We start from the raw sequence: 23,383 nt of genomic DNA, 5'->3' as shown, positions 1-23,383 counted from the left end.
GCTGGTAACGCCGGCATCACACTCAGCTCCTGGCGGGTTTGCGTTCCCACACGGTCACTTCAGACAGCGTGTGCTGGAACTTGTGCTCGGTCTCGCGGATCACGAAGGGCACTTTCCGGGGCTCGCCCACCATCCTGAAGTGCTCTCCCAGGCACTCTCGAATGCCGTCTAGCGTTCGGTGATTTTCGCCATCCTTCTTGAAACCGCCAAGCCATTCCTCTTTCGGGGTGTGTTCTTCAAGCCAGGTATACGGGGAGGCAATAATCAGCAGCCCGCCTTCGTTAATGCGATCGTGGATGCACTCCAGGAAACGACGTGGCCGGTACAGGCGGTCGATCAGATTGGCGGCCAATACCAAGTCATAACCGGAATACTGAGGCTTCAGGTTGCAGGCATCGCCCTGATAGAACGCCACCTTGGCGGCGGTATCTTCGAGATCCAGTTCTTTCAGGGTGCGGGTATGGTAGCTGACCAGTTCGCCTTCTTCGGTCAGTGAATACCGGATGGCGCCCTGCTCGGCCATCTCCACCCCCAGACGTATGAAGTTGGCAGAGAAATCGACACCTTCAACCTCGTCAAACTGGCGCGCCAGCTCAAAACTTGCCCGGCCACAGGCACAGCCCAGATCCAGCGCTTTCCCGGTCTTTTTGCCGGCCATAGCGTCCAGGGCCAGTTCCGCCATGGTTTTCGGGAAATTGGCGACGCCAAACCAACGGTCGCCGTAATGGAACTCGGCGTATTCAGTGAGTAGCCGGTCGCTCTCGTAGTAGGCGTTGGGTTGAACAGCCTGGGCCTCGGAGGTGATGTAGCGGAAGCCTGCATGCTGGAAGAAATGCCGACGGAAGGCATAACGGGAGGCCAGCCTTGCTTCGTTGCCACAGGAAATCCAGGAGCCGCCTTTGATCAGATTGTGCTGGCCGTCGAACGTGGGTGTGGTGAAGTCGTCGTACAGTGGATGCACCTTGAAGTTGTCGAACGGATAGGTGGGCGTTTCGGTCCACTGCCAGACGTTGCCAACCACATCGAACCACTGGCCGTGGCGAAAGCGCGTTACCGGACACGACGAGGCACCATGGTCCAGGTGGAGGTTGGCGTTGGCCGGGGATTCACCCACTTCCCGGACGCCGGATTCGTCACAGAGGCGATACCACTCGTCTTCCGTGGGCAGGCGGATGGGTTTGCCGGTTTGCTCACGTTTCCACTCACAGAACGCCTTGGCCTCGTGATAGTTGACCTCGACCGGCCAGTCCCAGGGCATCTCCACCTCTTCAGTCATCAGGCGCAGCTGCCAGCCATTTTGCCAGCGCCAGAACGTGGGGTGTTTGGCTTCGGCAAAGGTTCGCCAGGCCAGGCCCTCCTCGCTCCAGTATTCGTCCTGCTGATAGCCGCCGGCCTCGACAAATTCCAGAAATTCCTGGTTGCTCACCAGGTACTGGCTGGCCTTGAACTCGGCGACGTCGGCCTGGTGCTCGCCGTACTCATTGTCCCAGCCGTAAAAGGCATCGTCGTAGGGCTTACCGATGTGTACTTTGCCAGCGGGAACGGTGAGCAACTCGTTTTCCGGTGCCTCGCCGGTTTCCCGGATGGGCGCCCATTCCGGTTGCGGTTGAACGCGTTCCAACGCGTGCTGGCGGATGAGCACCGAGGACGTCTCAAGGTGAATTCGCTCATGTTCGATGCCCATCACGATGGGCCACCAGTCACTGTCCCAGTCAATCGGCAGCGACAGCGGCATGGTTTCGATCAACTCCAGCACGGTCTGGCGCACCTGTGCCCGGTAGTCCAGTACTTCCTGGACAGCGGGCCAGTCGTAGTGATCGTCGTTCAGGTCGTCCCAGCTCATTTCATCCACACCCACCGCGAAGATGGATTCCATGTTGGGGTTGATGCGTTCTTTCAGGATCTTGGCCAGTACCAGTTTGTTCACAAAGAAGGTGGCGGTGTGGCCAAGGTAGAAAATGAGCGGATGCCGGAGCGGGATGGACTTCTGGTAATAGCCGGAGTCATCAGCCAGGCAATCGAACAGGCGTGTGTAGGTGTCGAAGGTGTCCGTGAAATAACGCGCGATTTCCTGGCGCTTGGTGTCCGGGGTTCCCTCGGCCAGATTGGGCGTGCGGGTTAAACCGATGGCATGTTGGCGTTCGAGAGTTGCAGTCGGGTTGGAGAACTCCATGGCTGAACCGATCCTTCCAGTGAATGATGTCCTACAGGATTACGTTCAACCATAGGTAACCGGTTCAGCGACTGGCAAGTAAAGGCCGGAATTAATCCGGGGGACTCAGGCGCGGTTCAGCTCATAAACCGCCATATTGACCGCGGAGGCCAGGTTCAGCGACTCGATAGCGGCCGCACCGGGGATGGTGTAGGCGTGGGCACTAAGTTCAGTCAGGGCTTGCTTTGGCACGCCGCGGGCCTCATTGCCAAACAGGTAGCAGTCCTGGGCCTGGAATTCGGGCTTGGTGATAGAATCGCCGCCGATGTCCAGGCAGGCGATGCGGGCGTATCGCTGCCCCAGCGTGTCCAGGGCAACCTCGGTCTCCAGCGGTACATGGAATATGGCGCCCATGCTGGCGCGCACCACTTTCGGATTGAACGGATCCACGCTGCCGGGGCTAAGGAGGCACCGGAAGCCACCGAACCAGGCCAGCGTGCGCAGGATGGTGCCCAGATTGCCGGGATCCTGCACCTCGTGAAGGTAAAGCGCTTTTTCCCGGGAGGCGTTTTCTCCGCGGGCAGCCGGTGGCAGTGGCACCAACGCCAGGATGCCCTGAGGCGTTCTGGTATCGGAAAGCTGGGCCATCTGCCGGTCACTGATGACGTGCTTGGGCCAGAGGCTGGGCCAGTGCTCGTAGGCGCCGGTCACATACAGTTGGGCGTTGCGCCAGTGGGGCACCTGCTTCGCCGCTTTTTCCAGCTCCAGTACCAGATGCTCGCCTTCCACCAGAAACTGTCCGAACGACTGGCGGTATTTCTTTTGATGCAGCTTTTTGATGTCGTCCAGTTTCACGGTCTGCTTTCCATGGTGCCTGGCACGGCCGGGGCCGGGCGATGACGGTTTGAATGAGGCATGTGATCAGGCGCTATTGTACGGGGGCTTGGCTGGCTTGTCAGGAAGTGGCTGGTTTTTGCGGCGTCACTGACGCCGGCGTACAATGCCGGTTTTCCCGCAGTGAACAGAAGGCAGGCGATGGCACGCTCGAAAAGCAGTAACCGGTGGCTCGAAGAGCACGTAAACGACCCCTTTGTAAAACAGGCGCAACAGGATGGCTATCGTTCCCGTGCCAGTTACAAACTGCTGGAAATCAATAACAAGGATCGGCTGATCAAGCCCACGGACCTGGTCGTCGACCTGGGCTCGGCCCCGGGCGGCTGGTCTCAGGTGGCGGCGAAACTGGTGGGCCACAAGGGCCGTGTGGTGGCGTCTGACATTTTGCCGATGGATCCGATTGCCGGCGTCGAATTCATCCAGGGCGACTTCACCGAACAGGAGGTCTTCGACCAGATCATGGCGATACTGGACGGGGCCCGTGCCGACGTCGTGATCTCGGATATGGCCCCCAACATCAGTGGCGTAAACGCCGCAGACCAGGCAGCCTCCATGTATCTGGTGGAACTGGCCCTGGATATGGCCTGCCAGGTGCTCAAACCCAAAGGCAGTTTTGTTGCCAAGGTGTTCCATGGTGAAGGCTATGATGAGTATGTGAAAACCGTGCGCGAGTCCTTCGATAAGGTGGTGATTCGCAAGCCGGATTCGTCCCGGGCCAGGTCCCGGGAGGTGTATCTGGTGGCCAAGGGTTTCCGCGTAGCCTGATTTTAGGGTCGAGCTGCGACGCTCTGCGGCCAAACTGCTTTTTTTGGTGCGAGTGGCTACATATTTTTTACTGCTGTCGAGCAGAATTTCCGAAATCGTCTATTCTTTAACCTGTGAGGAAAGGGACTGTTCTCGCAGGCTGCCTGATATTGCCACCTCCCTGAATATCCTTTTCTTTGAAACCACACCACGATCAAAAGGTATGGAGAGCCTGAGAGAGGCCTCTGGATTTGCTTGTTAGTCTGAATCACAAAAAAATTCTTTCTTATTTGTGATTTGGCGTTAACGCTCAACGCCCTCTGGGGCTTGTGGCTGTTCGTTACAAAACAAACTGGTACTGGGCAACGGGACAGCGATAATCGCCGCCCCACCGACAACAACCGGCCAGGCTGAAAAGGACGAACCTCGTGCGAAAGAATCTACCCATAACCGGGAACGAAAGAACGTTTCCGGAATCGCAAAAACTGATTTCCTCAACGGATCTGCGGGGAAAGATCTTGCACTGTAACGACGCTTTCGTGGCGGTCAGCGGTTTTTCCCGGGATGAGTTGATTGGTCAACCGCACAATATCGTTCGTCATCCGGATATGCCTCCGAAAGCCTATGAGAACATGTGGTCTCACCTCAAGGCCGGCCGACCGTGGATGGGCCTGGTGAAAAACCGCTGCAAGAACGGCGACTTCTATTGGGTCAGCGCCTACGTCACACCGGTGACCGCAAATGGCGAGGTTGTCGGTTATGAATCCGTTCGCTCTTGCCCGGGTCGGGAGGATGTGGCCAGGGCTGAGAAACTCTACAAGTCGATTCGGGAAGGGAAAACCGGGATTCCGTTCTGGCAGCGGGTGGCGCCGAGCACTTGGTGCCTTTTGGGATTGTTGATGGCAGCCGGAGGATTATTCCTCTCAGGCCAACAAGTGTTGTCGGAGCTTTTGCTGTCGGTGGGTGTGCTCGCCTATGCGATCTGGATGAATATAGCGAGGCACCGGTTAATTCAGTCGGTTACCGATATGATGGGTAATACCTTTACTGACAACCTGGCAGCGCGAAGCTACACCGATGATGACCTGCAGTTGGGGCGCATCAAAGTGGCGGTCAGAGCGCAACAAGCCCACCTTGACGCCGTGTTGACCCGGATTGAAGATTCTGCCGCCGGCGTAAAGACTGCCGCAGTCAGAGGTCTGGAATACTCCTCTCAGGCCCAGGACACCATGCGGAAACAGCAGGCCGAGACCGAGCAGGTGGCCGCGGCAGTTCATGAAATGTCGCAGACCATCGGCGAAGTCTCCGAAAACGTGCAGCGAACCGCCGACAAAGCCGATGGGGCCAGGGTATTGGCGGAACAGGGCAGCCAGGTTGTCGCCTCGACCAGGCAGTCTATTGAAGAACTGAAAACCACCGTTCATGGCATCAGTCGCTCCGTCGGTGAGTTGGCGACGGAGAGTGAAAAGATTGCAGACGTGGCGAAGATCATTGAAGACATCGCCGAGCAGACCAACCTGCTGGCTCTGAACGCCGCGATTGAAGCTGCCAGAGCCGGGGAACACGGGCGTGGCTTCGCGGTGGTGGCGGATGAGGTCCGGAACCTGGCCCAGCGTACCCAGGATTCCACTCGGGAGATTCACGGGATCATCGACAAGCTTCTCTCAAGGTCGTCCGAATCGGTGAGGGTCGCCGAACAGGGTAATCTGGCTTCAGACAGTGGGCTGGACCGTATGCTGGATGCGGAAAAGACCCTGAACCAGATTGCAGACTCAGTGAATACCATTGCAGAAATGGCGATTCAGATGGCCACCGCTGTGGAGGAACAGGCGCAGGTTTCCGACCAGATTAACGAGCAGGTCGAGAGCATTTCCTCGCTCGCGTCGGTGAACTTTGAGAAAGGGGCGCAGTCGGCCGCCAGTGTCGAGAAGATGGAGAAAATTGCGGCTGAGTTGCATGAGCTGGTGGTGCGGTTCAAATAAGCCAGATTCGCCGCTTTTGAAAACGCTCGAAACACTTTGGGCAAAGACAAACAAAAAAGGCCTGCGTTCTCACGCAAGCCTTTGGAAATAATGGCGCGCCGATGGGATTTGAATCTGTGGCCCTCTTCCAAAGAGCAATCTTGCACCCCCCTTTTTAGTACTGAGTCTTATGCGCGTAACGTAATGCTTGGGCACAGTGATACCCGGTTTAGCGGGGGCAACTACAGCACCGTAATTCCTTACTTCGTCCAGTGGTTAGACAGGGCTTCCGCCTGCTCCATGATCAGTTCAATCGCTGCCGGCGCCTTATCCGGCGGATACTTGTAGCGCTGCAACGTCCGCCGCACCAGAATCCGCAACTTCGCCCGCACGCTCTCCCGCACCTGCCAGTCCACGGTGGTGGATTTGCGCAGCTTGTCGGTGATCTCCACGGCGATTTTCTTCAGGGTCTCGTCGCCCAGCTCCCGCACCGCGCTTTCGTTGCTGGCCAGGGCATCGTAGAAGGCTACTTCGTCCGGATTTAGACCGATGGCGGCATCCCGCTCTATTTCGGCCTGGAACTGCTTGGCCATGGCGATTAGTTCTTCGATCACCTGCGCCGTCTCGATGCCCCGGTTGTTGTACTTGCGCAGCGTCTCCTGCAGGCGGTCGGCGTATTTCTTTTCCTGCACCACGTTGTTGCGGGTCTTGGCCTTGATGTCGTCCTTGAGCAGTTTCTCCAGCAGCTCCACGGCGAAGTTCTTGTAGGGCATCTGCCGAACGTCTTCCAGGAACTCGTCTGAGAGCAGGCCGATGTTGGGCTTGTCCAGACCGCATAGTGCAAACACATCGGTTACCCCTTCGGCCACCAGCGCGTTGTCCAGGATCTGCTTCAGGGCGGTGTTCTTCTCTTCCTCGGTCAGTTTTTTGTCCACGCTGGTGAACTTGGTGATGGCGGTCTTCACCTGTGACAGGAACGCTACTTCTTTCTGCAGCGCCTGGGCTTCGTCCAGGGTGGCGCATAGTGAGAAGGCCTTGTTCATGGCCAGCACGGTATCCAGGAAGCGCTTCTTGCCGTCTTCCAGGCTGAGCACATAGTTGGCGGTGGGCACCAGAAACTTGTGGGGCTCGGTTTCAAAACCGCTATAGCTGAAGCCCTTGCCTTTAGGGCCGGGGGCAAACATGCCGTGGATGATGTCCAGCTTCTCCAGCAGGATGGCATAGGCTTCTTCCGCGCTGTGGGTGGGGGAGCCCTTGCCCTTGGCGTCGGTGTAGGTTTTCAGGGCCTGTTTAAGCTCGTTGGCGATGCCGATGTAATCCACCACCAGCCCGCCGGGCTTGTCCTTGAACACGCGGTTTACCCGGGCAATGGCCTGCATCAGGTTGTGGCCCTTCATGGGCTTGTCCACATACATGGTGTGGCAGCAGGGCGCATCGAAGCCGGTCAGCCACATATCCCTCACGATCACCAGCTTGAGCGGGTCGTTGATGTCCTTGAAGCGCTTCTCGAACCGCTTCTTGGTCTGCTTGTTGTGAATGTGCGGTTGCAGCAGCGCACGGTCAGAGGCGGAGCCCGTCATCACCACCTTAATGGCGCCTTTCTCCGGGTCGTCGTCGTGCCATCCCGGGCGCAGGGCGACAATCTCGTTATACAGGTGAACCGCAATCTCCCGGCTCATGGCCACAATCATAGCCTTGCCGGTGATGTTGCTGGAGCGGGTTTCAAAGTGGTTTACCAGATCTTCCGCCACCTGCTTCAGGCGCGGGCCAGCACCGACCAGCTTCTCCAGTCGGCTCCATTCGCCCTTGGTTTTCTCGCGGCTGCCCACGTCTTCGTCGTCTTCAACCACTTCCTCCACCTGCTCAGACAGCTCCTCGATCTGCTCGCGGTTGATGTCCAGCTTGGCCAGGCGGGATTCGTAGAAGATGGGCACGGTCGCGCCGTCGTCCACGGCATCCTGGATGTCGTAGATGGACACGTAATCACCGAACACGGCGCGGGTGTCTTTGTCTTCGCTCTCGATGGGAGTGCCGGTAAAGCCGATGAACGAGGCATTGGGCAGGGCATCGCGCATGTGGCGGGCGTAGCCGAACTTGTAGGTGCCGTCTTTCTTGAGAGTGGCTTTCAGGCCGTACTGGCTGCGGTGGGCTTCATCCGAGATCACCACAATGTTGTGGCGGTCGTTTAGAATCGGGTGGCCGGATTCGTCGTTCAGCAGGGCGAACTTCTGCACCGTGGTGAAGATAATGCCGCCGGATTCCCGCTCCGAGAGCAGTTGGCGCAGGGTGTCCCGGTCGTCGGCTTGCACCGGTTCCTGCTTCAGTAATTCCCGGGCAGCGCTGAAAGTGGCGAACAGCTGGCCGTCCAGATCGTTGCGGTCGGTGACCACAATCAGGGTCGGGTTGTTCATCTCCGGCTGTTGCAGCAGCTTGCCGGCGTAGCAGCACATGGAAATGCTCTTGCCGGAACCCTGCGTATGCCACACCACCCCGGCTTTCTTGCTGCCGGGTAGAACCTCGTCGCCGTAGGTGGCGCGCTTCTCGCTGATACCGGGGCCGCTTATATCCTGCGCGGCAATCACAGTGGCCTTCACCGCCTCACGCACCGCATGGAACTGGTGATAACCGGCAATCTTCTTGATCAGCTTGTCGGAATCCGTCTCGAAGATCACAAAGTAACGGAGGTAATCTAGAAATAGCTCCCGGTCGAAGAAGCCCCGCACCATAGTTTCCAGCTGCCACTCTAACAGCGGCTTGTCGTCCTCATGTTTGAGGGTGCGCCAGGGCATGTAGCGCTCTTGGTTCGCAGTCAACGAACCAACACGGGCGTTGTAACCATCGCTGATGACAGATGCCTCGTTGTAGACGAACAAGTCCGAGACTTCACTCTTGTAGGTCTGGATCTGGTTGTAGGCATCCCAGATATCCACATTCTCGGCATTGGGGCTCTTAAGCTCCAATACGGCCAGCGGAAGACCGTTGATGAAACAGATAATGTCCGGGCGACGCAGCTGTTTACTGCCGGAAAGTGTGAATTGATTGATTGCCCGAAAGCGGTTCGCCTCCAGCGATCCAAAATCGACCAACAGTGCTTTGTCGTGGAAGATCCGGTCATCTTTTTTGTATTCAACCGGCACCCCTTCGATCAACAAGCGATGAAGCGCCCGGTTGCTTAATACCACATCCAGACTGTTGGGTTTTCTCACAATACCTACCGCCTGCTGCACGGCGCTCTCCGGTAAGTGCGGGTTCAATCGGCGAATCGCTACCTCCAGATCGCCCAGTAGGAGTGGTTCGCGATAGTCTGCCCGTTCCGGGGTATCTCCCTCCGGGGCAAGGTCCGGACCATGGGCAATCTCCCAGCCGCCCTCAGCAAACCATTGAAGACAGAGCACCTCCAGCTCGTCTTCATTCATCATCAGAGGCATCATCCCCCCTTAAGTAGGCTTGTTTGGGATGGTTGGGTTTGGTTGGGTATTGCAGTCGTAATTTTCGGCTCTTAACCATCGGAATCAGATAGCGTTTACGAAGAAACTCTGCAGACCGGTTGAGCAATGCTTCCAACTCTTCGAGGCGAAGCGGCGTCACTTCGCACAGAGCAAGGATGGCCGCCTCGACGTCTCCCTTCGGTGCCTTGCTCCGTTCGGCAATGGGTTCCGCAATGGCTTTTAAATCCGCCAAAGGTCCGGAGCTCTCCGTCAAAGGTCCGGAGCTAAGGTCCGGACCTTTGCGATCCTCAGACTCGCCATCCCGGCTTTCAGTCAGTAAGTCCACCGCTCGCGCTCCGGGCAGGAAATACACCGTGCCACGGCCGGAGCCATCACGCTCAAGCAAGCCCTTATCCACCAGTCCGGACAACAGCTGTGAGAGATCCCGGGGGTGGATATCCAGCATGGACATCATGCGGCTGTGGTCCACGGTGGTTTCAATCTTGGATGTCACCAGCACCAGCCGCTCGTTATCCGTCAGCTGGGCAAACACCTTGTCCCCCAAAGTTTCCTTCAGGCTGTGAAGCACTTTCTCCGGCACCAGGCTGAGCATGTGTAGCTCCAGCAAGGTCTGGTCGCTGGGCTCACCACGCTCGCGCAGAACGGGCTGCCGCCAATGCTGCCTCGCCCAGCCCTGGAAGATTTTCGGCAGGCCCGAGCCGGCATTCTCACCCAGCCCAATGTAGCGGAACATGTCCTGCAACAGCCGGTTGCGGCAATCGCTGCTTCCTCCTTGCAGAGCCATATCCACGGGCACACGCATCAAGCCGGGGTTTCGGAATCCGAACATGTCAGGGCGCTTGACCACCAGAATGGAGGCTCGCCCGGAATAATCGGCATGAACCAGTGTATTGACGAGGGCCTCACGCAGGGCCTTGTGGACTGAGGTGTCGTCCTGGCGCTGATCGCCTTCAAGGACAAAGGGGATTTTCAGGTCGGTGGTTAACTTGCGGATTACCCGCCGGTAAAAATCGAACACATTGCCGGACCAGGAACCGTCCAGCGTCAGTCGATCCACCCATCGTAGCTCTGCCTTGGGCTCAGGCCGTTCCTGATAATCCAGCATGAAATGGGGGAACGCTTCCTTGATGGCGGTCAGGTGCCCAAACATCAGCAGTCCGGCACGGGTCAGCCCCGCTCGCCCTGTCTCCCGGTCTTTGCGCCAACCGCCAATCCGATACAAAAACTCCTGGGCATCCAGCTGATTCCAGGGGTGGTCAGGCTGGCGGTTAATGTACATCTGCCGGTACTGGTTGAAACTGTCAATCTCCAGGTCGCCCAGCCCATAGCCAGCCAGGATTTCGCCATCGCGGGTATCTTCCACCTGCTCGGCCAGCATCCGGCGGACCGTTTCTTCGCCCTGGCGCAGGTCAGCACTGTTGAAGCGCGCGTAGGTGCCCGTCAGCGGATTGCCATTCAGGTAAACCGGGCGCTGTTTACGGGTGGCCTGTGGTACATGGATATGAACAATCGACTGCCCGTCTATCGAGACAACCCGGACCCAACGCTCACGCAGTACACAGTGGCTGGCCTTTTGCGGGTTGTTCACACCGGTCCAGAGTTCATCGATGATCTTCTGTGGGTCTGCTATACCTGCAAGTTCAAACTGTCCCTCGGCACGCTCACGGATACCCAGAAAAACATCACCGCCATGGGTATTGGCAAAAGCGCTGTAGGTTTCCCAGAAATCTTTGGGCAACTTGCCTTTGCCATCCCGGCCCTGCGCCAGCTTGCATTCCACATCGACGCTTTCTTTCAGCGCGGCGATATCTTCCAGACTGCTTATTTCATACATGGGCGCCCCACATCCCTGTCTCCATTCCGTTAACGACCGGCCATCGAAACCGCGCCAAAGTCATCGCGGCGCACCTGATTGCGAACCACTTTCAACGGCTCGCCCAAGGCCTTTTCCAACTTGATCATATGTTCCACCAGCCAGGCAACCATCTCTGGCCAGTGATCCTTGTTATAGCCATCCACCGCTTTGGCATACTGGATACGGCAGGCTTTCTTGTTCGGCAGTGGCAGCCAGGCAAGAGTGTCACCGAATGCGGCCTCAATCTCGCTTTTCTTTGCCTGCAACCGCTCAAAGACAAAGGAGTTTCTTTCAGGCTCCCGGTGCTGCATGGAGAACTCGACCCGGATTTCATTCTTGCCGAAAATCAGGTTGTACGGCATGGCACTCAGTCCAGAACCCGCACTTAACCAATGGTCCTTGCCAGGGCTGATGTTGTTATAGAGTGTACAGTCGCTCTGGTTCATGGCCTCCAGAGCCTGCTCCCAGAACGCCATGCGCAGGGTGTGGCGGTGCTTGAGCTCGGTGTCGGCGTTTTTCTCTTCAGCCTCCTTGGCCATCATGCCAATCATAAAGTCCGAGGCTTCCGGGGTGGGGATGATCTGCTCCACGTTCAGGAACAGTTCGGCACCGGCCTGGTAGGGCGTGACCTTGAAGCACTGGCAGTTGACGCCAAACTGGCTCAGCCACAGCACGGTGTTGGTGACTTCCTTGCGGTAGTGGGCTGCCACCAGAATCAGGCGTTGGCTTTTCAGGGTATTGAGCTGCACGGATTGCAGATCGTCAGCCTGCAGGAACTCCAGCAACACGTTCTCCGCATCGGTGGGTGCGGTGCCTTCGTTCTGGGCCTTCTGGTTCAGGTAGCGCTGGAAGATCTCCACCACTTGCTGCTTTTTCAGGTTGGCGCAGTAGCTGGCGTATTTGAGCGCCTGCCACACCACATCCCGTCCGCTGTCATCGAGCTTGTTTTCGATGATGACGAGATTACCGTCCTTGTCGATGGCCAGCAGGTCCAACCGCTCACGAGTATCGTCGAAGCCGTCGAACTCCTTCTGGATGATCAGCAGTTCGTCACCGTCGCCCTGGGTCAAGGCCTGGGGGTAGTTCTCCAGCCATTCCTGCAGGTGTTTGCGCTCGGTGAAGCCCAGGTCGCTGAAGCGTTTTGTTTCCAGTGGGTTGATGCGGTTGGCCGTGGGATCGATTTTAAACATTGGCTGGTTCCGCCGCTTCAGCTAGTTGATCTTCCGCAGTTGAAACTGAGAGTTCGCCGGAGAGAAGTTTGGGTAAAAGCGTGTCTCGAAGAGTGCTTAAGAGTTCGTTTTGATCAATGTTTTGGACAACTTGCTCAAAGAGTGAGCTTGAGAGGCTTTCGAACTTGTTGAGCACCGTACTTCCCGGATTTATCACCGAAATGGAGTGGACAAAGTTGCGGTTCAGGCTGGGAACGGCAGAGCCAGAATTCAAAGTCTTCAGGTCGAGAGTCTTGAGCAAATGGTAAGCGTAGTATGGCCCGCATGACCTAAACTGGCGAACGTATAGCGTTGTATTTAGAGGCCAATATTTCTTGAGGCTCAGATAAACATTGCCAATTACGCCACTTCTGCCGGTAATGATTCCTGGAGGTTCCATTTTGTATTGGCTATGAGTTCCATGAAGGCCTCCCGCAGCGTAGACCTCGTAGGGGCCTTCTTCACGGCTTTTTTGTGGGAGATCAAATCCACGATGTAACTCGAATAGTTCGGATAAGGGCGCGGGCTCCCACCCCTCCGGAATCTCCCCCAACTCACTATCCCGCATAGTCGACGGAAACAGCTCGGCGGTGGCGCGGAGCTCGGCGTATTGCTCGGGCTGTTCGGCCTGGAGGCGGGTTAGTTCCGCTTCGCCTTTTCCGGAAATGGCCTGCATGGCTGCGAGCAGGGCGTCTTCCTCGCTGCCGCCGGCTTCCAGTGCGGCGATCTTGGCTTTGACCGGCTCGAAATCGACAAACCAGCTTTTGAAGATGGCTTGCGCCATTTGTTCGAGGGTTCGGTTAGTTTTAGTGTTTGATTTGATCTTTTCATTGACGCTAAAGAGTGTATTGCCAATGATAGCCTGCTCATCAAGAGGAGGAGCGAGAACCATCAGTTTTAAGACTTCCGTTTGGCGCAACCCTGGCACAGAGGAGCCTGTCGCCCTACTACGTATCTCCTGCTGAAACGCTTCAGAAGTCATATACGCATAAAGGTATCGTGGATTCAGAATTTCCGGGTTTGCTCGGATGCAAAAAATTCTTTGTCCGAGGACAACTGGATAGTCCTCATCCCAGTACAAACATTCTCCTAGGGTCGCGCCTTCTGATACCAATAAACAGTCGCCTTTGCGAACATCCTCCTTCATCCATTTTTTATAGATATCGTGCGATACGAACCGAATGGACTCTTTGGCGACAAGTTTTCCGCCACTTACATTTTTGGCTGATATCGTAGGTACACCACTATCGACCCAATTGGAACCAAGTTTTCGGGGCGTCTTTCCCCTATGGTCGATAATGAGATCAATGCACTCACCCAGTGGCCTCAAGGTCCAATTCGAAGCAGAGTCAAAGCTCATATCCTATCCTCCTAAGATTCCGCTTGATCTCAGCTTCCAACCGATCACTCTCTGCAAACTGTTCCCGCAGCTGTCCGGTCAACCGCGCCATCTTCTCGGCAAACGGCTCTCCGTCGTCTTCCTGCTCCTGAGCCCCCACATAACGCCCCGGCGTCAGTACAAAGTCATGCTTCTTGATTTCATCCAGGCTGGCGGATTTGCAGAAACCTGCGATGTCTTCGTAGCCTTCGCCTTTTTGCCAAGCGTGGAAGGTGTCAGTGATTTTGGCGATGTCGTCGTTGGTGAAATCCCTCAGCACTCGGTCGCGCATATATCCCAGATTACGAGCATCGATGAACAGGAACTCTTCCCGGCGGTCGAGCTTCTTCTCGTTGCGCACCATGCCGTTCGCTTTGTCTTTGGTCAGGAACCAGATACAGGCCGGGATCTGGGTGTTGGTAAACAGCTGGCCGGGCAGGGCGACCATGCATTCCACCAGGTCTTCTTCCACCAGGCGCTTGCGGATTTCGCCTTCGTTGTTGGTGTTGGAACTCATGGAGCCGTTGGCCAGCAGCAGGGCCATGCTGCCGGTGGGTGCCAGGTGGTGGAGCATGTGCTGCATCCAGCCGAAGTTGGCGTTGCCCTTGGGCGGAGTGCCGTACTTCCAGCGCACGTCGTCGGCCAGGGATTCACTCCACCAGTCTTTGATGTTGAACGGCGGGTTGGCCATTACGAAGTCGGCGCGTAAGTCCGGGTGCTGGTCGTCCAGGAAGGTGTCGGCGTTTTTCTTGCCGAAGTTGAAGTCGATGCCCCGGATGGCCATGTTCATGGCGGCCAGCTTCCAGGTGGTGGGGTTGGACTCCTGGCCGTACACGGAGATGTGCTTCTTTTGTTCTGAGGCGTCGTAGTGCTGCTCGCTGGCGTGTTCTTCGATGAACTTGTCGCTGGAGACAAAAAAACCGCCGGAGCCCATGGCCGGGTCGTATACGCGGCCGGAGTAGGGCTGCAGCATTTCGACAATCAGGGTGACTATGCTTTTGGGGGTGTAATACTGGCCGCCCTGCTTGCCTTCGGCGAGGGCGAACTGGCCCAGGAAGTATTCGTACACATGGCCGAGGATGTCTTTGCTGTGCAGGCTCAGCTTCTCGCCCTCGAACACCGGCTTGGTGAAGGAGCTGTCGGAGAAGGTGTTGATCAGGCCCAGCAGCTTGTCGTTGTCCAACTGGTACTGGCTGATGCGGTTGAGGATGCCCTTGAGCTTGGCGTTACTTTTCTCGATTTCTTCCAGGGCGTTGTCGATCAGCCAGGACACGGAGCGCAGCTTAACGTCGTTACCGGCGTCGTCCTGCCAGAGTACGGTGCCCACGGGCAGCACGGCTTTTTCTTTCAGGGTGCTCCAGCGGGCCGGTTTGGGCACCCAGAACACGTTGGCTTCGCGGTAGTAATCCAGTATTTCCAGCTCTTCCAGCAGGGCTTGCTGGTAGTCCTCGTCGCCGTCGTAGTCTTCCGGCGGCAGGTAGTAGATGTCGTCGTTCTCATCCTTGAACCGCTCCAGCAATTCTTCCTGGCGCTCCTCGAAGGCATCGGAGACGTATTTCAGGAAGATCAGGCCCAGCACCACGTGCTTGTAGTTGGCGGCATCCAGGTTGGCGCGGAGCTTGTCGGCGGCTTTCCAGAGTTTGTCGTCCAGGGCTTTGAGGAATTGCTGTTCCGTGTTGTTCATTGCTTGGTTGTTTCCTATGAGAAGTTACTGCTATCTGTCTCTGATAAAGCGTAAAGGCACCGAGCGACAGGTTGTGTCGGTTCGTGCCTTTGATTGTTCCGGGGAGTGACGGGCAATACCGGGGTGTATTGCTTGCTAACCACTCGATATAGGGTTGTTTTACGTTAGTTGGTGGGGTTAGGCAAGGCTGCGGGAGGCTGTGCCCAAACCCGCTATGTGGGGAAGCAGGGCAACGGTCAGAATGGCAGGAGGCTATTCTTGTGCCTTGAAATCCAAGGCACACTCAGGGCACCATTTGGGCACAGCCAAATAAAAAAGGCCTGCGTTCTCACGCAAGCCTTTGGAAATAATGGCGCGCCCGATAGGATTCGAACCTATGACCTTTGCCTCCGGAGGGCAACGCTCTATCCAGCTGAGCTACGGGCGCATTCGAAATAACGAGTGCTCGTCAATTTCGAGTGCGCAATCTTACGTGTGCCGGCGGCTTCTGTCCAGCCCCGGCCATCAAGCGTTTCGTTCAAATTCGAGGTAGCCGCTGGTCTGGCGTCAGGTTGACCAGATTTTGCTCGTTGCTGATGGTCACTTCGCCATCCTGGATGCTTACCTGCAAGGTCATGGACCGTTCTGCCAGGGCCGCCAGTGCGGCTGTTCCTTCTGCCGGAAGGTCGACAATAGTAAGGTTGCTAAATCTTTCCAGCTTGTTATGGTGCTTGTCCCACCACACCGGCACCGCACGCCCGCCGTAGGTATAGAGAATGACCTGGTTGGCCTTGTTGCAGGCCTTGCGCAGGCGGTCTTCCTCGGGCAGGCCCAGTTCCACCCAGAGTTCGATGTCTCCGGTCAGGGATTTTTGCCAGAGTTCCGGCTCGTCGTCGGTGCTCAGGCCTTTGGTAAATTCCAGGTTATCGTTGGCGTTGAGGGCGAAGGCCAGCAGCCGGATCATCATCCGCTCGTCGGTTTCAGAGGGATGGCGGGCAACGGTCAGATGGTGGTCGGCGTAGTAGTGCCGGTCCATATCGGCGATATGGAGGGTGGCTTTGAAGATGGTGGCTTTCAGTGCCATTGAATGAATAGTCCTATGGTCTTTGGGCGGATCAGGGCGTTAGTGTAGAGCATATTGAGCGTGGCGGGGCATAGCAGCATGGTGTTGTTGCGGGGTTTTCTGGTTCTGGTGGTGTTTTTTCTGCTGGGTGAGGCACTGCGGGTGCTGGTCGGCCTGCCCATCAGTGGTGGCGTGCTGGGGATGGTGATGGTCACGGCCACTCTGATGCTGCGGGGGCGGGTCAGTGATCAGTTGGCGGAAGCCAGTCGCGGGCTGATCTCGGTGCTGGTACTGCTGATTTCACCGGGCGTTGTCGGGGTGTTCTTTATTGCCGACCGCTTTGCCGGCCATTGGCTTTCCGTCGCGGTGGCGCTGGTTGCGGGTACCTTGCTGAGTTCCGTGACCACGCTGTGGCTGATGAAGAAAACGGCGGCAGATCACACCCGGGGGCACAGTCATGACTGAGTTCAACGGACGAATGCAGGAATTGCTGCTGGTCTGGACCACAGGCCCGATGCTTTCCATTGCCCTGACGCTGGCGGCATTTATGGCGGCAAACTGGTTGTTCGCGAAGGTGGGACGCCCCCTGTGGATGCCGCCGGTATTGATGGCGGCGGTGATTCTGGCGGCGGCGGTGGCCGCCAGTGGTATTGGCTATGAAACCTATCAGCAGGGCGCGCGCTGGTTAACGGTATTGTTGGGGCCGGCGACGGTGGCCCTGGGTGTGCCTTTGTATCAGCAGATGCACCATATTCGCGCGCTCTGGCGGCCAATTCTGTGCACTTTGCCACTGGCGGCCAGTCTGGCAGCTGTCTATGCGGTGGGTATTGCCTGGCTGATGGACGCTCCGCTTTCCATACTGGCGTCGCTGGCGCCGAAGTCGGTTACCGCGCCCATTGCCATGGGTATTGCGGAACAGCTGGGTGGCTCGGTTGCACTCACCCTCGGCGGTCTGCTGATTACCGGCGTACTGGCCTCGGTATTTGTGGACTGGGGTGCCAAATGGATGAAGATTTCCGATGACCGGATGGTGGGTTTTGCCCTGGGGCTTAATGGTCATGCCATTGGCACTGCCCGGGCGTTTGAGATCAGCCCCACGGCGGGCGCTTTTGCCTCCCTGGGGATGGGATTGACGGGTGTGTTTACGGCGCTGTTTTTGCCCTTTGTCTTTCCGTTCTGAGGCTGCTGCTTTTTGGGTCATTCACCATACGAATAGGTCCATGTTGCAATTTCGATTGCCGTAAGGGTTTTCCGAGACTAGCTTGTTTGCCAGGCAATCGGTGCCGTCCTGCACCGATGTTCCGTGAAAATTCCTAAAACAGCGACGGAAAACGCGATGAAAAAAATACTGGCAGCTTTTGTTGGCTCCATGGCCCTGGCGTCTGCGCCTCTGGCCCTGGCAGCCGATGCGACCAAAGAACTGAAAATGGCGTACGACGCCGATCCCGTTACCCTCGATATTCATGAGCAGTTGTCTGGCGGCATTCTGCAGTTGTCTCACATGACCTTTGATCCGCTGTTGCGCTGGACCAAAGATCTGGGTTTCGAGCCGCGCCTGGCAGAAAGCTGGGAGCGTGTGGACGACAAGACCATGCGTTTCAAGCTGCGCGAGGGTGTGAAGTTCCATTCTGGTAACGAACTGACCACGGCCGACGTGAAGTTCACCTTTGAGCGACTGAAGGAAAGCCAGGACTTCAAGGCGATTTTCAAACCCTTCAGCGCCATCAATGTGATCGACGATTACACCTTCGAGCTGGTCACCAGCGAGCCTTACCCTCTGCTGCTGAACACCGCCACCTACATTTTCCCGCTGGACAGTGAGTTCTATTCCGGCCAGACCGAAGATGGCAAAGACAAGGACGCCATCCTCAAGCACGGTAACTCCTTCGCTTCCGAGAACCTGTCCGGCACCGGTCCTTACACGGTAACCGAGCGTAAACAGGGCGTGCGTGTCGAGTTCGAGCGTTTCGATGATTACTGGGATACTGAGTCTCCGGGCAACGTGGGCAAGATCGTGCTGACTCCCATCAAGGAAAACGCTACCCGGGTATCCGCCCTGCTGTCTGGCGGTGTCGACTTCATTGCTCCGGTTCCACCCAATGATCTGGACCGCATCAAGCGCGACCGCAACAGCGAACTGGTGACTATGAGCGGCACCCGTATCATCCTGTTCCATATGAATCAGGAGCGGGTTGAAGCCTTCAAGAACCCGAAAGTTCGCCAGGCCATCGCCTACGCCATCAACCAGGAAGGTATTGCTGCCAAGATCATGAAAGGCTTTGCCACGCCGGCAGCACAGATGTCGCCAGCGGGTTACCAGGGCCATAACGAAAACCTGAAGCCTCGCTTCGATGTTGAGAAAGCCAAGCAGCTGATGAAAGAAGCCGGCTATGAGGACGGCTTTACCATCACCATGATGGCCCCCAACAACCGCTACGTGAACGACGACAAGATCGCGCAGGCAGCGGCGGCCATGCTGGCGCGCATCAACATCAAGGTGGACCTGAAAACCCTGCCGAAAGCCCAGTACTGGCCGGAGTATGACAACCGTGCCGCCGATATGATGCTGATTGGCTGGCACGCAGACACCGAGGATTCCGCCAACTTTTACGAATTCCTCACCTTCTGCCCGGATGCTGACAGCGGTGATGGCCAGTACAACGCCGGCAACTACTGCAACCCGGAAATCGATGCCCTGGTGGAAAAAGCCAACGTGGAGACCGACCTGGACAAGCGTGCGGCCATGCTGCAGGAAGTGGAACAGCGTCTGTACGACGACGCAGCCTTCGTACCGCTGCACTGGCAGGACCTGGCCTGGGCCTCCCGCAAGGGCGTGAACATCGAGCCGGTGCTCAATGTCATGAACTTCCCCTACCTGGGCGATCTGGTTATCGAATAAGGGGAGCGTGCTCCCTGAGACCCAACCTCTCTCCCGGTGCGGGAGAGAGGCTTTCACGTATTCATCAACGGTAAATCCTTCATGCTAGCGTTTTTGGTTCAGCGGATATCCCAGGCGCTGCTGGTCATGTTTGTGATCAGCATCATCGCCTTTGCCATTCAGGATGGCCTCGGGGACCCGCTTCAGGAAATGGTGGGCATGTCCGTCTCTGCCGAAGAGCGGGAAGCCATTCGTGAGGAGCTGGGGCTGAACGACCCCTTCCTGGTCCAGTACCTGCGGTTTGCGGGTAATGCCATACAGGGCGACCTGGGCAATTCCTATTTTTACAGCAAGCCGGCGCTGGAAGTGATTGCCGAACATCTGCCAGCCACCCTGGAACTGGTGATCGGCGCCAGTCTGATCATCATCTTCCTGTCGGTCCCCATTGGCGTGTACGCCGCCATCCGGCCCCAGGCCTGGCTGTCCAAATTCTTCATGGGCGTGAGTACGGTCGGTATTTCCATACCGGTGTTTCTCACGGCCATTGTTCTGATTCAGTTGTTCTCCATTGGTGTGACGGTCAACTGGTTTCCGGCCGATACCGGTTGGGGCCAGTGGCTCAACGATTTCTTTACCACCGAAGGTGGGCTGCCGTCCTATGGCCGTGGTGATGACCTGGTGCACCTGTTCGGCACCTGGGAATCCGGCCTGTTTACCAGCGAAGGCCTGGCCCATCTGGTGCTGCCCTGCGTGTCGCTGGCGTCCATTATGCTGCCTCTGTTTATCCGCCTGATCCGGGCAGAGATGATGGAGGTTCTGCAAAGCGATTACATCCGCTATGCCCGGGCCAAGGGTTTGAGCGCGGGCCGTATCAATTTCCTGCATGCCCTGAAGAACACGATGCTGCCGGTGATTACCGTGGGCGGCGTACAGATCGGCATCATGGTGGCCTACACCATCCTGACCGAGACGGTGTTTCAGTGGCCGGGTCTGGGCCTGATGTTCCTGGAGGCCATCACCCGCAGCGATATTCCCCTGATTGTGGCTTACCTGATGGTAGTGGGCCTGATCTTCGTGGTGACCAACACACTGGTGGACCTGATCTACGGACTGGTCAATCCCACCGTCAAACTGACAGGTAAGAAAGCATGACAACGGCAACGGTTTCCCGCTGGGACCGCTTCCGCGAGTCCTTTTTCTGGTACAGCTTCAAACGCGACAAGGTAGCGATTGCGAGCTTTCTGGTGCTACTGGCCATGGTGCTGGCGGCGGTGTTTGCGCCCTGGCTGGCGCCCGCCGATCCCTATGATCTGGCGCAGATCAACATCATGAACTCCGAGCTTCCACCGGTGGGCCTGGACGGCGCTGATCCCGCGTTCCCGCTGGGCACGGATGCCCAGGGCCGGGATCTGCTCTCCACCATACTTTACGGCACCCGGGTGTCGCTGATGATTGGCTTTGGTGCCGTGGTGTTGCAGGCGGCGCTGGGTATCCTGTTTGGCCTGCTGGCCGGCTATCTGGGCGGTAAGGTTGATGCCATCCTGATGCGCATTGCCGACGTGCAGCTGTCGTTCTCTACCCTGATGGTGGCGATCATTGTCGGCGCGGTGTTCAAGGCCAGTTTTGGCAACCTGATGTTCGGTGAGATTGCCATCTACATGCTGATCTTCATCATCGGCGTGGCGGAATGGCCGCAGATTGCCCGTACCGTGCGGGCCTCGGTGCTGGCGGAGAAGAAAAAGGAGTATGTGGACGCGGCCAAGGTGATGGGGTTCGGTACGCCACGCATCATGTTCCGGCACATCCTGCCCAATACCCTGTCGCCCATTTTTGTGATTGCCACGGTACAGATTGCCAATGCCATTATCTCCGAAGCGGCGCTGTCGTTCCTCGGCCTTGGCATGCCGGAAACCCAGCCGTCACTGGGTTCGTTGATCAAATCCGGTTTTGACTACATCCAGAGCGGTTCCTGGTGGATCACCCTGATCCCCGGCCTGGTGCTGGTGGTGCTCGTGCTGGTCATCAATCTGTTGGGTGACTGGTTGCGGGATGTGATGAACCCACGGCTGTATAAGGGGTAACACCATGGCACTGTTGGAAGTGAAAAACCTGGATGTACGTTTCGCGGTGCGCGGTGGCGATCTGACCGCCCTGCGTCGTATCAGTTTCAGCCTGGACAAGGGCGAGCGGCTGGGCCTGGTGGGTGAATCCGGTGCCGGCAAATCAGTGGCGGCCTTCTCTATCCTGAACCTGATTGCCAAGCCCGGTTATATCGCCGGTGGCCAGATTCTGTTTGAAGGCAAAGACCTGGCCGCCATGAGCGAGCGGGAGCTGCGCAAAATTCGTGGCAACCGCATCGCCATGATTTTCCAGGATCCGATGATGACCCTGAACCCGGTGCTCACCATCGGCACCCAGATGGTGGAGGCGATCCTGGCACACCGGAAGATCAGCAAGAAAGAGGCGAGGGCCATTGCCCTGGATCGCCTGCAGAAAGTGCAGATTCCCTCGCCGGAAAAGCGGCTGGACCAGTATCCCCATGAATTGTCAGGGGGCATGCGCCAGCGGGTGATCATTGCCATCGCCCTGCTGTTGGACCCGGAAATCATTATTGCCGATGAACCCACGACCGCCCTGGATGTGACCATCCAGGCCGAGATCATGGACCTGCTGCTGAACCTGTGTGAGCAGGAAAACGTGGCGCTGATGCTGATCACCCACGATCTCGGGGTGGTCTCGCAGGTGACCCAGCGCATGCTGGTCATGTACTCCGGCCGGATCATCGAACAGGGCCCGACCCGGGAAATCATCAACGATGCCCAGCATCCCTACACCCAGGGGCTGATCAACGCGCTGCCCCAGATGGGTGAACCGGGTGCGCGGCTGTTCCAGATACCTGGCTCCATGCCATCCCTGAAGAATGTGCCTTCGGGTTGTCCGTTCCATCCCCGCTGTAACTTCGCCACCGACCAGTGCAAGCGCGCCATGCCGGAATATGTGCGCTCCGGCAACGTTGACGTCGCCTGTTACGAAGTTGCCAACCTGATTGAGCAGGAGAAACGCATGCAGGAGGCCGAATCATGACCTCCCCTCTGGTAAGTATCCGCGGTCTGGAAAAACGTTTTGATCTGTCCGGCAGCTTCCTTGAGCAGCTCCGGTTTGAAGGTGGGCGTTTGCGCCGTAAACAGGAAGCGGTGCACGCCATCAACGGTGTGAACCTGGAGGTGCAGAAGGGCGAGGCCCTGTGTGTGGTCGGTGAGTCCGGTTGTGGCAAATCCACCGTCGCCCGCACCGTGATGGGGTTGCTCTCGCCGAGCGCTGGAGAGATCCACTATGGCGGCCAGCGGATTGATAATCTGGAAGGCAAGGCTGCGCTGCCCTACCGCCGCAAGATGCAGATGATCTTCCAGAATCCCTATGCTTCCCTGAATCCGCGAATGACGATTCAGCAGACCCTGGAAGAGCCGATCCGTTTCCACCATCCGGACTGGTCCCCGGTTCAGGTGCGGGACAAGATTCACGAAGTGATGCATTCGGTGGGTATCGACCCGGACTGGGGCAGTCGCTTTGGCCACGAGTTTTCCGGTGGTCAGCGCCAGCGGATTGCCATTGCCCGCGCCCTGGCGGTGGACCCGGAATTTATCGTTGCCGATGAGCCCATCTCGGCCCTGGATGTGTCTATCCAGGCCCAGGTGCTGAATCTGTTGATGGATGCCCAGGAAAGCCGTAGTCTGACCTACCTGTTCATTACCCACGATCTCGCGGTGGTAGAACACTTCGGTACCCGGGTGGCCGTCATGTACCTGGGCCGGGTGTGTGAGCTGGCAGACACCAAAACCCTGTTCGCCATGCCCCGGCATCCCTATACCCAGGCGTTGCTGTCGGCCATCCCGAAACTCGAGGATGACCGGCCCAATCACATTCGCCTTCAGGGCGAGGTGCCCACGCCGGTGAATCTGCCCTCGGGGTGCGTGTTCCACGGCCGCTGCCCCTATGCCAATGAGCGTTGCCGGCAGGAAGTTCCACAGCTGATCGCCACCGACGGCGGGGCGCAGGTGGCCTGTCACGCCGTTGAGGAAGGGCGTTTGTAACGGCCGGGCGCGCATAGGCTATCATGCCTGCAGCAACGTACCGGTTG

General features: G+C 57.4%; 17 protein-coding genes and 1 tRNA gene. 9 read left to right on the top strand and 9 right to left on the bottom strand.

Going from position 1 to position 23,383, the window contains the following annotated elements; translation table 11 throughout:
* Positions 1–22: 22 nt before the first annotated feature.
* Together ovoA and ACAM27_RS00875 are read right to left on the bottom strand one after the other, a co-directional pair.
* Entirely contained in the window at positions 23–2,173 is a 2,151-nt protein-coding gene (gene ovoA, locus ACAM27_RS00880) for a 5-histidylcysteine sulfoxide synthase (RefSeq protein WP_369612419.1), read from the bottom strand.
* A 105-nt stretch (positions 2,174–2,278) separates the two neighbouring features.
* Positions 2,279–3,007, bottom strand: a complete 729-nt coding sequence (locus tag ACAM27_RS00875) for an RNA methyltransferase (RefSeq protein WP_022993322.1) — start codon at positions 3,005–3,007, stop codon at positions 2,279–2,281.
* A 180-nt stretch (positions 3,008–3,187) separates the two neighbouring features.
* Here ACAM27_RS00875 and rlmE point away from each other — a divergent pair, with 180 nt between their 5' ends.
* Together rlmE and ACAM27_RS00865 are read left to right on the top strand one after the other, a co-directional pair.
* Entirely contained in the window at positions 3,188–3,811 is a 624-nt protein-coding gene (gene rlmE / locus ACAM27_RS00870; RefSeq protein ID WP_011783941.1) for a 23S rRNA (uridine(2552)-2'-O)-methyltransferase RlmE, read from the top strand.
* Positions 3,812–4,308: 497 nt separating this feature from the next.
* The gene (locus tag ACAM27_RS00865; RefSeq protein WP_236072857.1) at positions 4,309–5,772 is read left to right on the top strand and encodes a PAS domain-containing methyl-accepting chemotaxis protein; all 1,464 of its coding nucleotides are present in this window, start codon (positions 4,309–4,311) and stop codon (positions 5,770–5,772) included.
* 239 nt (positions 5,773–6,011) lie between these two features.
* Here the strand turns inward: ACAM27_RS00865 and ACAM27_RS00860 are convergent, their stop codons facing one another.
* From ACAM27_RS00860 to ACAM27_RS00830, 7 genes are all read right to left on the bottom strand, one after another.
* Positions 6,012–9,167, bottom strand: a complete 3,156-nt coding sequence (locus ACAM27_RS00860) for a type I restriction endonuclease subunit R (protein WP_222197756.1) — start codon at positions 9,165–9,167, stop codon at positions 6,012–6,014.
* A complete protein-coding gene (locus ACAM27_RS00855; protein ID WP_369612418.1) occupies positions 9,160–11,034 on the bottom strand; it encodes an ATP-binding protein in 1,875 nt (624 codons plus the stop codon). Before ACAM27_RS00855 ends, ACAM27_RS00860 begins: the two co-directional genes overlap by 8 nt.
* A 29-nt stretch (positions 11,035–11,063) precedes the next feature.
* Positions 11,064–12,245, bottom strand: coding sequence for a DUF4268 domain-containing protein (locus ACAM27_RS00850; RefSeq protein WP_369612417.1), 1,182 nt, complete (start codon positions 12,243–12,245; stop codon positions 11,064–11,066).
* Complete coding sequence (locus tag ACAM27_RS00845) at positions 12,238–13,623, bottom strand: restriction endonuclease subunit S (protein WP_369612416.1); 1,386 nt, start codon at positions 13,621–13,623, stop codon at positions 12,238–12,240. Before ACAM27_RS00845 ends, ACAM27_RS00850 begins: the two co-directional genes overlap by 8 nt.
* Positions 13,613–15,325 carry a type I restriction-modification system subunit M gene (locus ACAM27_RS00840; protein ID WP_369612415.1) on the bottom strand — a complete coding sequence of 571 codons (1,713 nt, stop codon included), beginning with the start codon at positions 15,323–15,325 and terminating at the stop codon, positions 13,613–13,615. Before ACAM27_RS00840 ends, ACAM27_RS00845 begins: the two co-directional genes overlap by 11 nt.
* A 350-nt stretch (positions 15,326–15,675) precedes the next feature.
* A tRNA-Arg gene (locus ACAM27_RS00835) sits at positions 15,676–15,752 on the bottom strand.
* A 90-nt stretch (positions 15,753–15,842) separates the two neighbouring features.
* Positions 15,843–16,388 (bottom strand): YaeQ family protein, encoded by a 546-nt coding sequence (locus ACAM27_RS00830; RefSeq protein ID WP_011783991.1) that lies wholly within the window; start codon positions 16,386–16,388, stop codon positions 15,843–15,845.
* Between the two features lie 78 nt (positions 16,389–16,466).
* Between ACAM27_RS00830 and ACAM27_RS00825 the strand changes: the two genes are divergently transcribed.
* From ACAM27_RS00825 to ACAM27_RS00795, 7 genes are all read left to right on the top strand, one after another.
* The gene (locus tag ACAM27_RS00825; protein WP_222197755.1) at positions 16,467–16,832 is read left to right on the top strand and encodes a CidA/LrgA family protein; all 366 of its coding nucleotides are present in this window, start codon (positions 16,467–16,469) and stop codon (positions 16,830–16,832) included.
* The gene (locus ACAM27_RS00820) at positions 16,825–17,547 is read left to right on the top strand and encodes an LrgB family protein (RefSeq protein ID WP_014420317.1); all 723 of its coding nucleotides are present in this window, start codon (positions 16,825–16,827) and stop codon (positions 17,545–17,547) included. Before ACAM27_RS00825 ends, ACAM27_RS00820 begins: the two co-directional genes overlap by 8 nt.
* Before the next feature lie 156 nt (positions 17,548–17,703).
* Complete coding sequence (locus tag ACAM27_RS00815; protein ID WP_011783994.1) at positions 17,704–19,266, top strand: ABC transporter substrate-binding protein; 1,563 nt, start codon at positions 17,704–17,706, stop codon at positions 19,264–19,266.
* A gap of 81 nt (positions 19,267–19,347) precedes the next feature.
* Positions 19,348–20,397, top strand: coding sequence for an ABC transporter permease (locus tag ACAM27_RS00810; RefSeq protein WP_011783995.1), 1,050 nt, complete (start codon positions 19,348–19,350; stop codon positions 20,395–20,397).
* A complete protein-coding gene (locus ACAM27_RS00805) occupies positions 20,394–21,326 on the top strand; it encodes an ABC transporter permease (protein ID WP_011783996.1) in 933 nt (310 codons plus the stop codon). The genes ACAM27_RS00810 and ACAM27_RS00805 overlap by 4 nt, the downstream gene beginning before the upstream one ends.
* 4 nt (positions 21,327–21,330) lie before the next feature.
* Positions 21,331–22,329 carry an ABC transporter ATP-binding protein gene (locus tag ACAM27_RS00800; RefSeq protein ID WP_023008397.1) on the top strand — a complete coding sequence of 333 codons (999 nt, stop codon included), beginning with the start codon at positions 21,331–21,333 and terminating at the stop codon, positions 22,327–22,329.
* The gene (locus ACAM27_RS00795; RefSeq protein WP_369612414.1) at positions 22,326–23,336 is read left to right on the top strand and encodes an ABC transporter ATP-binding protein; all 1,011 of its coding nucleotides are present in this window, start codon (positions 22,326–22,328) and stop codon (positions 23,334–23,336) included. Before ACAM27_RS00800 ends, ACAM27_RS00795 begins: the two co-directional genes overlap by 4 nt.
* Positions 23,337–23,383 lie beyond the last annotated feature (47 nt).

Origin of the sequence: Marinobacter sp. RI1 (assembly GCF_041155085.1) — a bacterium.
GTDB classification, from domain to species: Bacteria; Pseudomonadota; Gammaproteobacteria; order Pseudomonadales; family Oleiphilaceae; genus Marinobacter; species Marinobacter nauticus.
The sequence above is the reverse complement of the archived record's forward strand: the minus strand, read 5'-3'. Positions and strand labels throughout refer to the sequence as shown.

Excerpts from the sequence above, each read along its gene's own strand:
- ACAM27_RS00810 (WP_011783995.1), top strand. The coding sequence starts at position 19,348 with ATGCTAGCGTTTTTGGTTCAGCGGATATCCCAGGCGCTGCTGGTCATG.
- rlmE (WP_011783941.1), top strand. The coding sequence starts at position 3,188 with ATGGCACGCTCGAAAAGCAGTAACCGGTGGCTCGAAGAGCACGTAAAC.
- ACAM27_RS00800 (WP_023008397.1), top strand. The coding sequence starts at position 21,331 with ATGGCACTGTTGGAAGTGAAAAACCTGGATGTACGTTTCGCGGTGCGC.
- ACAM27_RS00795 (WP_369612414.1), top strand. The coding sequence starts at position 22,326 with ATGACCTCCCCTCTGGTAAGTATCCGCGGTCTGGAAAAACGTTTTGAT.
- ACAM27_RS00850 (WP_369612417.1), bottom strand. The coding sequence starts at position 12,245 with ATGTTTAAAATCGATCCCACGGCCAACCGCATCAACCCACTGGAAACA.
- ACAM27_RS00845 (WP_369612416.1), bottom strand. The coding sequence starts at position 13,623 with ATGAGCTTTGACTCTGCTTCGAATTGGACCTTGAGGCCACTGGGTGAG.
- ACAM27_RS00820 (WP_014420317.1), top strand. The coding sequence starts at position 16,825 with ATGACTGAGTTCAACGGACGAATGCAGGAATTGCTGCTGGTCTGGACC.
- ACAM27_RS00830 (WP_011783991.1), bottom strand. The coding sequence starts at position 16,388 with ATGGCACTGAAAGCCACCATCTTCAAAGCCACCCTCCATATCGCCGAT.
- ACAM27_RS00815 (WP_011783994.1), top strand. The coding sequence starts at position 17,704 with ATGAAAAAAATACTGGCAGCTTTTGTTGGCTCCATGGCCCTGGCGTCT.
- ACAM27_RS00825 (WP_222197755.1), top strand. The coding sequence starts at position 16,467 with ATGGTGTTGTTGCGGGGTTTTCTGGTTCTGGTGGTGTTTTTTCTGCTG.
- ACAM27_RS00840 (WP_369612415.1), bottom strand. The coding sequence starts at position 15,325 with ATGAACAACACGGAACAGCAATTCCTCAAAGCCCTGGACGACAAACTC.
- ACAM27_RS00860 (WP_222197756.1), bottom strand. The coding sequence starts at position 9,167 with ATGAATGAAGACGAGCTGGAGGTGCTCTGTCTTCAATGGTTTGCTGAG.
- ACAM27_RS00855 (WP_369612418.1), bottom strand. The coding sequence starts at position 11,034 with ATGTATGAAATAAGCAGTCTGGAAGATATCGCCGCGCTGAAAGAAAGC.
- ovoA (WP_369612419.1), bottom strand. The coding sequence starts at position 2,173 with ATGGAGTTCTCCAACCCGACTGCAACTCTCGAACGCCAACATGCCATC.
- ACAM27_RS00805 (WP_011783996.1), top strand. The coding sequence starts at position 20,394 with ATGACAACGGCAACGGTTTCCCGCTGGGACCGCTTCCGCGAGTCCTTT.